Source organism: Kribbella sp. NPDC050820 (assembly GCF_040653975.1).
Classification (GTDB): Bacteria; Actinomycetota; Actinomycetes; order Propionibacteriales; family Kribbellaceae; genus Kribbella.
In genome coordinates, this window is record NZ_JBFAHB010000041.1 from 73252 (window position 1) to 80718 (window position 7467).

General features: G+C 69.9%; 9 protein-coding genes. 2 read left to right on the forward strand and 7 right to left on the reverse strand.

Annotated elements, in window-relative coordinates; translation table 11 throughout:
- The first annotated feature begins 80 nt into the window (after positions 1 to 80).
- The gene (locus tag AB0H36_RS29485) at positions 81 to 1349 is read left to right on the forward strand and encodes a glycoside hydrolase family 125 protein (RefSeq protein ID WP_360530533.1); all 1269 of its coding nucleotides are present in this window, start codon (positions 81 to 83) and stop codon (positions 1347 to 1349) included.
- Here AB0H36_RS29485 and AB0H36_RS29490 read toward each other — a convergent pair.
- The 6 genes from AB0H36_RS29490 to AB0H36_RS29515 all read right to left on the reverse strand — a co-directional run bounded on the left by AB0H36_RS29490 (position 1342) and on the right by AB0H36_RS29515 (position 6103).
- Complete coding sequence (locus AB0H36_RS29490; RefSeq protein WP_360530536.1) at positions 1342 to 2187, reverse strand: ABC transporter permease; 846 nt, start codon at positions 2185 to 2187, stop codon at positions 1342 to 1344. The two genes, AB0H36_RS29485 and AB0H36_RS29490, sit on opposite strands and share 8 nt — an antisense overlap.
- The gene (locus AB0H36_RS29495) at positions 2177 to 3073 is read right to left on the reverse strand and encodes an ABC transporter ATP-binding protein (RefSeq protein ID WP_360530539.1); all 897 of its coding nucleotides are present in this window, start codon (positions 3071 to 3073) and stop codon (positions 2177 to 2179) included. The genes AB0H36_RS29490 and AB0H36_RS29495 overlap by 11 nt, the downstream gene beginning before the upstream one ends.
- Before the next feature lie 77 nt (positions 3074 to 3150).
- On the reverse strand, positions 3151 to 3570 hold the full coding sequence (locus AB0H36_RS29500) for a hypothetical protein (protein ID WP_360530542.1): 420 nt from the start codon (positions 3568 to 3570) through the stop codon (positions 3151 to 3153).
- Positions 3571 to 3617: 47 nt separating this feature from the next.
- On the reverse strand, positions 3618 to 4283 hold the full coding sequence (locus AB0H36_RS29505; protein ID WP_360530545.1) for a response regulator transcription factor: 666 nt from the start codon (positions 4281 to 4283) through the stop codon (positions 3618 to 3620).
- A gap of 21 nt (positions 4284 to 4304) precedes the next feature.
- Positions 4305 to 4952, reverse strand: coding sequence for a response regulator transcription factor (locus tag AB0H36_RS29510; RefSeq protein WP_360530548.1), 648 nt, complete (start codon positions 4950 to 4952; stop codon positions 4305 to 4307).
- Positions 4949 to 6103 carry a histidine kinase gene (locus AB0H36_RS29515; RefSeq protein ID WP_360530554.1) on the reverse strand — a complete coding sequence of 385 codons (1155 nt, stop codon included), beginning with the start codon at positions 6101 to 6103 and terminating at the stop codon, positions 4949 to 4951. The genes AB0H36_RS29510 and AB0H36_RS29515 overlap by 4 nt, the downstream gene beginning before the upstream one ends.
- Before the next feature lie 94 nt (positions 6104 to 6197).
- On the opposite strand from AB0H36_RS29515, the gene AB0H36_RS29520 reads away from it, so the two are divergent.
- Positions 6198 to 6689, forward strand: a complete 492-nt coding sequence (locus tag AB0H36_RS29520; protein ID WP_360530557.1) for a DUF6069 family protein — start codon at positions 6198 to 6200, stop codon at positions 6687 to 6689.
- Here AB0H36_RS29520 and AB0H36_RS29525 read toward each other — a convergent pair.
- The gene (locus tag AB0H36_RS29525) at positions 6612 to 7373 is read right to left on the reverse strand and encodes an FCD domain-containing protein (RefSeq protein WP_360530560.1); all 762 of its coding nucleotides are present in this window, start codon (positions 7371 to 7373) and stop codon (positions 6612 to 6614) included. The genes AB0H36_RS29520 and AB0H36_RS29525 overlap by 78 nt on opposite strands.
- Positions 7374 to 7467 lie beyond the last annotated feature (94 nt).

The window sequence follows — 7467 nt, forward strand, 5'->3', positions numbered from 1 at the left end:
CGACAGTCCCCGATCTCCGAAGGGAGGGAGTCGCGGTTCCTATCCGTCTTGCACGACGGGGATTACTCGCGACCAATCTGATGATCGATGCCGAGGTGCTGGAGCGCGCCACCGCCGAGGTTCGCCGGGCGACCGGGGACGGGGTGATCGCGGAGATGTTCCGGCGGTCGATGGCGGAGAACCTGGCGGCGGTGGCGGAGCGGCTGGCGGACGGGACGACGTTCGTGCTGACCGGTGACATCCCGGCGATGTGGTTGCGTGACTCGGCGGCCCAGCTCCGGCCGTACCTGCTGCTGTGCGCGGACGACCCGGGGCTGCAGGACGTGCTGATCGGTGTCCTGCACCGGCAACTCGAGTACGTCGTCCTGGACCCGTACGCGAACGCCTTCAACAAGGAGGCGAACGGGGCCGGGCACACGACCGACGAGACCGAGATGTCGCCGTGGGTCTGGGAGCGCAAGTACGAGATCGACTCGCTGTGCTTCCCGCTCGAGCTGGCCTACCGGCTCTGGCGGGCCACCGGCCGGGCCGACGTGATCGACCAGCGGTTCACCGCCGCGGCCAAGGCGATCATCGAGCTCTGGACGGTCGAGCAGGACCACGAGAACAGGTCGTCGTACCGGTTCCAGCGGCACGACGACCGGCCGTCCGACACGCTGGTCCGGGAGGGCCGCGGCCGGCTGACCCGGCCGACCGGGATGTCGTGGAGCGCGTTCCGGCCGAGTGACGACGCGACCGAGCTCGGGTTCAACGTGCCCGGCAACATGTTCGCGTCGGTGGTTCTCGGTTACCTGGAGGAGATCGCGACCGAGGTGCTCCGCGACGGGCCGCTGGCGGACCGGGCCAAGGCGCTGAAGGCGGACATCGACGACGGGATCGCGCAGCACGGCACGGTCGACCACCCCGAGCACGGCCGGGTCTACGCCTACGAGGTCGACGGGCTGGGCGAGTCGCTGCTGATGGACGACGCCAACATGCCGAGCCTGCTGTCGATCCCGCTGACCGGTTACGCCGCCGCCGACGACCCGACGTACCTCGCCACCCGCAAGCTCCTGCTCAGCCCGGAGAACCCGTACTACTACAGCGGCACACACGCGGCCGGCATCGGCAGCCCGCACACCCCGCCGAACTACATCTGGCACATCGCGCTGGCCGTGCAGGGAATCTCCAGCACGTCGGCGGAGGAGCGCCAGCGGCTGCTGGAGCTCCTCCGGGACACGACCGGCGGCACCGGCCAGATGCACGAGGGGTTCGACGTCGACGACCCGTCGCAGTACACCCGCGAGTGGTTCTCCTGGGCGAACGCGATGTTCTGCGAGCTCGCGCTGGTGCACGCCGGGATCAGGTGACGTCGCGGCGGCGGGTCGTCCAGGCGGCCAGTACGGCGAAGACCGTGCAGTAGGCCAGCAGGGTCAGCAGGGCACGTCCGCCGCCGACCGCATCGCGCACCCCAGGCGGTGCGTCGGCGGCCGCCATCCCCGTCACGCTGAACACGAGTGAGCCGGCGTTGCTGCCGGGCAGCGCGTTGGCGAGCCAGTCCAGGCTCGGGAGCAGGCTGCTCACGACGCCGGCCAGCAACGTCTCGATGCCGAGGATCCAGACCACACCGAGCCCGATCGGCAGCGCAACGTTGCGGAAGGCAACGGCCAGGACGGCGCCGGCGAGGCACCACATCATCAGCACCAGCCAGCCACCGGCAAGTCCTTCGAGGATTGCCGTCGCAGCAGGCCAGTCCGTCGAGCCGTTCTCCGCGGCCGCGATCCCGATGCTGCACAGTGCGCAGGCGGCGAAGATGCCGAGCACCCAGATCGCGATCATGGTCGCCAGCGCGAGGAATTGCGAGACCAGTACGGCGCCGCGGCCCGGGCGCTGAGTGAGGATCGTCTTCAGCGTGCCCCAGGCGTACTCGCCGCCGACCACGATCGCGCCGAGCACCAGCGCGAGCGCGCCGGCGAAGATCGGGTAGCCGCCGATGGTGTTGTCCATGATCCGTTCCGGCAGCATCCCGCGCAGGATCTCGCTGCGCGGCACCCCGTCGGTCTGCGGATTCTCGTCTCCGGTCGCGTAGCCCAGGTAGGGCAGTAGGTAGCCGAAGATCAGGCTCAGTACGAGTCCGGCGCCGAACAGCACCCAGACCGCCGAACGCTTGCGGAGCTTCAGCAGTTCCGCGCGGTAGCTACCCAACATCGGCCTTCTCCTCCGTCGTGAGCTCGAAGAACACGTCCTCGAGAGCGCGTTCGGTGCTGCGCAGCTCGGACACCTCGATGCCGGCCTCCACGAGCACCCGGTTCACCTCGGCCGCGCGCTGCGGATCCACCTGCACCCGGAGCGTGTCGTCGTACTGGTGCACGGTGCCGAAGCCGGCCAGGACCGACTGCGCCTGGTCTCGTGGGCTGGCGCGGATGACGAGTTCCTGCTCGCCGCGCAGCTCCTCGACGTTGTGCTCGGCAACCATCCGGCCGGAGTTGATGATCCCGACCCGGTCGCAGATCTGCTGCACCTCGCCGAGCAGGTGGCTCGACAGCAGCACGGTCCGGCCGCCGGAGCCGAGCTCGCGGATCAGCCGGCGCATGTCCCGCATCCCGGCGGGGTCGAGCCCGTTGGTCGGCTCGTCCAGGATCACCAGCTCGGGATCCTTCAACAGCGCCGCGGCGACGCCGAGGCGTTGCTTCATCCCCAGGGAGTACGTCGAGAAGCGATCCCGGGCCCGGTCGGTCAGGTCGACGAGCTCCAGCACCTCGTCGATCTTCCGGCGTGGCACCGCAGCGTACTCGGCCAGCAGCCGCAGGTTGTCCAGTCCGGACAGGTACGGGTAGAACGCCGGCGACTCGATCATCGATCCGGTCCGTCCGAGGACGTCGGGCTGCCCCGGTGCACCGCCGAGCACCCGCACGTCACCACTCGTCGGCGCGATCAGCCCGGTGAGAATCCGTAACGTGGTCGTCTTCCCGGCGCCGTTCGGCCCGAGGAACCCGTAGACCTCGCCAGGAAGAACAGTCAGATCGACCCCATCGACAGCCAGGGTGTCGCCGTACCGTTTCGTCAGCCCACTGACCTCAACTAGTGCATCCATACCCTCGAGACTGCCGGTCCGAGGTGGTCCGCCGCGTCGGCTGACGGGAGTGACCGCAGCTACCCCCGGTGGAGTACTCAGCTGCTCGGATTGGTCTCCAGCCGACCTGTGCTCCCCGCGGCAAGCGCAGCCGCCACATGGTCCACACCACCGCGGATCACGTCGCCGTACGCATCATCACCCAACAGCCCCAGCCGGTCCCGAGCCGCACTCAAGTGCTCTCCAGCCCTGCTGGTGTCACCCAACCGGCGGTAGTCGTCCGCGAGGCTCAGATGCAGCGAAGGCAACCAGTGCTCGTCCTCCGCAAGCTCCAGCGCACGGAGGTCCCAGGCCAGTTCATCCGCCGTTTCGTCCTGCACATCGGCCAGGAAATGTGCGATCACGCAGCGGGACTGCGAATCGTCGGCCGCTTGCTCCCACAGCGCGCTGAGCTGCGTCCGGGTGGTCTCACGGTCGCCGGCCGCGACGGCTGCGGTGATCTGCTCCAGGAACTTCATGGGCTCAGGCTCGGGCTTCAGGTGGGTCGAAGGTCAAGCCTTGACGGTCAGCCGAGCCAGCCGGGGCGGACGAGGCCGGTTTGGTAGGCGACTACTACCAGTTGGGCGCGGTCGCGGACGCCGAGCTTGATCATGGCCCGGCTGACGTGGGTCTTGGCGGTGGCTGGGCTGAGGACCAGGCGTTCGGCGATCTCGTCGTTCGAGAGACCCTCGCCGACCAGCGCGACGATCTCCTTCTCGCGGTCGGTGAGGACGTCGAGCTCCTTGCTGGCGTGCGGCTGCCGGCTCCGGGTGGCGAACTCCGCGACCAGCCGCCGGGTGACCCCAGGGGACAGGAGCGCGTCACCACGCGCGACCACCCGCACAGCCTGGAGCAGCTCGACCGGCTCGGTGTCCTTCACCAGGAACCCACTGGCCCCGACCCGCAGCGCCTCGAACACGTACTCGTCCAGGTCGAACGTCGTCAGGATCACCACGTGGACGTCGGCCAGCGCCTCGTCGGCGCCGATCTGCCGGGTCGCCTCCAGGCCGTCGGTGCCGGGCATCCGGATGTCCATCAGCACGACGTCCGGCTTCTCCGCCCGCGCCACCGCGACCGCCTCGGCCCCGTCCGACACCTCGCCGATCACGGTGATGTCGTCCTCGGCGTTCAGCAGCGACCGGAACCCGGCCCGCACCAACGCCTGGTCATCCGCCAGCAACACCCGAATCATGCCGCCCAACCTAAGCCATTCTCAGGCCAAACCCGCATCGTGAGCGAGCAACGCGATCTGGGTCCGGTTCCCGAGCTCCAGCTTGGTGAGGATGTGGGAGATGTGCGCCTTCACCGTCGCCACGCTCATGTACAGCTCGGAGCTGATCTGCGCGTTCGACTTGCCCTGAGCGACCGCCAGCACCACGTCGTACTCGCGCGGTGACAGGCGCTCGAGCGCGTCCTGCGCGATCGTGTGCGCGTCCGCCTGGGTCGCGGCGCGGTCCATCAGCCGCCGGGTGATCCCCGGCGACAGGATCGGGTCCCCGGCGGCGACCCGCCGTACGGCGTCGACGATCTGAGCCGGCGGCGTGTCCTTCAGCAGGAACCCACTCGCCCCGGCACGCAGCGCGTGCAGCACGTTCTCATCGGTGTCGAAGGTGGTCAGTACGACGACCTCCGGCGGATTCGTGCGCGCCCGCACCCGCCGGGTCGCGACGATCCCGTCGACCCGCGGCATCCGCAGATCCATCAGCACGACGTCCGGAAAGTGGGCGTCCACCGCGGCCGGGACCTCGTCACCGTCCGCGGCCTGGGCGACGACCGCGATCCCGTGCGCCCCGTCGAGCATCATCTCCAAGCTCGCGCGGACCAGCGCATCGTCGTCCACCACCAAGACACGAATGCTCATAGCGGCCACGGTAGCGAGGCCTCGAGCCGGAAGCCGCCATCGGGGAGTCGGCTGTGGTCCAGCGTGCCGCCCGCGAGCTGGACGCGCTCGGTCAGCCCGACCAGGCCGGTGCCACTACCAGGCGTGAGTGCGACGCCGTTCGACCCGGGGTTGCTCAGCGCGATCTGCAACCCGTCACCCGGCTGACCGGTCACAGTGAGCGTCACCGGGTGCCCGGCCGCGTGCTTGCGGGCGTTCGTGAGTCCTTCCTGCACGATCCGGTAAGCAGTCCGTCCGGTTGCCGGGGGCAACGTCGTGGCGTCGGCGACGTGCTCGTCGTACGCGATCGTCGTACCCGCTTCCCGAGACTCCGCGACCAGTGCCGTGAGGTCCTGGAACGTCGGCTGCGGCCGCCCTTCGTACACCTCCTCGTCCCGCAGCACGTTGATCACCTCGCGCAACTCGTCGAGCGCCTGGTGCACCCCGGTCCGAATCACCCCGGCCGCCTTGGCCAGCTTCTCCGGTGACGAATCCGGCCGGTACTCGAGCGCACCGGCGTACGTCGCGAGCAGTGAGAGCCGATGCGCGAGTACGTCGTGCATCTCACGCGCCATCCTGGTCCGTTCGAGGGCCCGCGCCTCGGCGACCCGGCGACCCTGCTCGGCCTCGGCCTTGCGTGCCCGCTCCCGGAGCGACTGGAGCACCTGATGCCGGGCCTGGTTCCACTGTCCCCAGCCGAGCAGCGCGGCGTGGACGGCGACGTCGAGGACGGCGAACCAGCCGAAGGGGAGGTTGCCGATCGGCCGCCAGAGTCCTTGAATCAGGTGCCCCACGATGCCGGCGACGGCGACGAGGACGGCCGTGCGCAACGGACGGCGCTGCGCCACGGTCAACGTGCCGACGGTCGAAGGTGGCGTCGCCGCAGGGGAGAGGGCGGCCAGCGCGGCCAGCACGTACGCACCCCCGAGCGGGCGGCGTTTCAAGGCGAGGATCAGCCCGGTCGCGACGATCCCGACGACCAGGTCGAGCACGAGCCACTTGCGCTCGGCCGGGTCCGACATCCGCCCGACGATCGTCATCCCGACCAGGATCCCGATGACGCTCACCGCACTGACGTCTGCCCACACACTGCGCCGCGGCCGCGGACAGCTGTCCTCGATGGTTTCCTCCACGCCGCTGAGACTAGGCGGCGGCCGCGGCCGGCAACCACCGACCAAAGTCGATGCCTGGATCACTTCGGGTGGAGGTGGTCCAGCCTCGCGACCGATGCCGCCGGACGCGGCCCTCGACCACCTTGGTGCCCACAACAACCGCATCTGGGAGGTAACCACCATGTCGACCACCTCGACAATCGCCCCCGTCCGGGTCGAAGGCCGCAGCCGGCTGGCCGTCGTCGGCAGCACCGTCGTCGCCGCCCTCACCGTGTGGGCGCTGCTGGCGCCGGTCGCCGGGATCGAGCTCGAGGCTCAGCAGGGCTCTCGGATCCAGGTCGGCGCCGGCTCGGTCTTCTTCGCCTCGGCCGCGATGGCCTTCGCCGGCTGGGGTCTGCTGGCGATCCTGGAACGCCGTACGCTCAACGCCCGCAAGGTCTGGACCGTCGTTGCGGTGATCGCCTGCCTCACCTCGCTCGGCAGCCCGCTGTCCAGCGGCATCGGCGTCGGCGCGAAGCTCGGCCTCGCCTCACTGCACCTCGTCGTCGGCGCCACCGTCATCGCCGGCCTGCGCCGTACGGCTCTCTCCGCCGCCGAACGGTGCTAGGGCGGCGGCTTCGTAGAAGTTCTTGATGTGGGCCGTGACCAGGTCGGCGGCGGCGCCCTGCTCACCGGCCCGGATTGCCTTCAGGATCGCCCGGTGCTCGGCCCGCAGCCCGACCGCGGTCGCCTCCCAGTCCGGCAGATTGGGTACGGCGGCCAGCACGTACCCGTGGATCGCCGACCGCAACGAGGCCATCACGGCCGCGATCAGCACGTTCCCCGCCAGCCCTGACAACGCCACGTGGAACTCGGCGTCGAGCAGGTGAAACTCCTCCGGCGACAGGCCCTCGGTGTCCATCTGATCGAGCAAATCCTCGGCGAGCTTGAGCTCTCCGGCCGCGGCCTGCCGCCCAGCGGCCTCCCGGGCGGCCCACGACTCCAGCAGGATGCGGGTCTGGACCACGTCGGCCATCGGCAGGTGATTGGTTGCCAGGTGCAACCGCAGTACGGCGGTCAGCGGCGACACCGGCTCCGCCACGATCACCGCACCGGCCTCCGGCCCGGACCCGGTCGCCGTCCGGACCACCCCCATCGCCTCCAGCACCCGGACCGCCTCGCGCACCGACGGCCGGCTGATCCCCAGCTGCTCGGCCAGCACCCGCTCACCGGGCAGCCGCTCGCCGATCCGCAGCCGTCCCGCCGCCAGCTCGGCCTCGACCCGATGCAGCACCAACTCGTAGTTCTTCACCCGGCGTTCCCCATGTGGACGACTCTACCTGTGTGGTGGGGCGCCCCCCGCAACGATGGTGGCCACCCCGGGTAAAACCCCCCCCCGGGGGGGC

Excerpts from the sequence above, each read along its gene's own strand:
- AB0H36_RS29510 (WP_360530548.1), bottom strand. The coding sequence starts at position 4,952 with ATGAGCATTCGTGTCTTGGTGGTGGACGACGATGCGCTGGTCCGCGCG.
- AB0H36_RS29490 (WP_360530536.1), bottom strand. The coding sequence starts at position 2,187 with ATGTTGGGTAGCTACCGCGCGGAACTGCTGAAGCTCCGCAAGCGTTCG.
- AB0H36_RS29485 (WP_360530533.1), top strand. The coding sequence starts at position 81 with ATGATCGATGCCGAGGTGCTGGAGCGCGCCACCGCCGAGGTTCGCCGG.
- AB0H36_RS29520 (WP_360530557.1), top strand. The coding sequence starts at position 6,198 with ATGCCGCCGGACGCGGCCCTCGACCACCTTGGTGCCCACAACAACCGC.
- AB0H36_RS29495 (WP_360530539.1), bottom strand. The coding sequence starts at position 3,073 with ATGGATGCACTAGTTGAGGTCAGTGGGCTGACGAAACGGTACGGCGAC.
- AB0H36_RS29500 (WP_360530542.1), bottom strand. The coding sequence starts at position 3,570 with ATGAAGTTCCTGGAGCAGATCACCGCAGCCGTCGCGGCCGGCGACCGT.
- AB0H36_RS29505 (WP_360530545.1), bottom strand. The coding sequence starts at position 4,283 with ATGATTCGGGTGTTGCTGGCGGATGACCAGGCGTTGGTGCGGGCCGGG.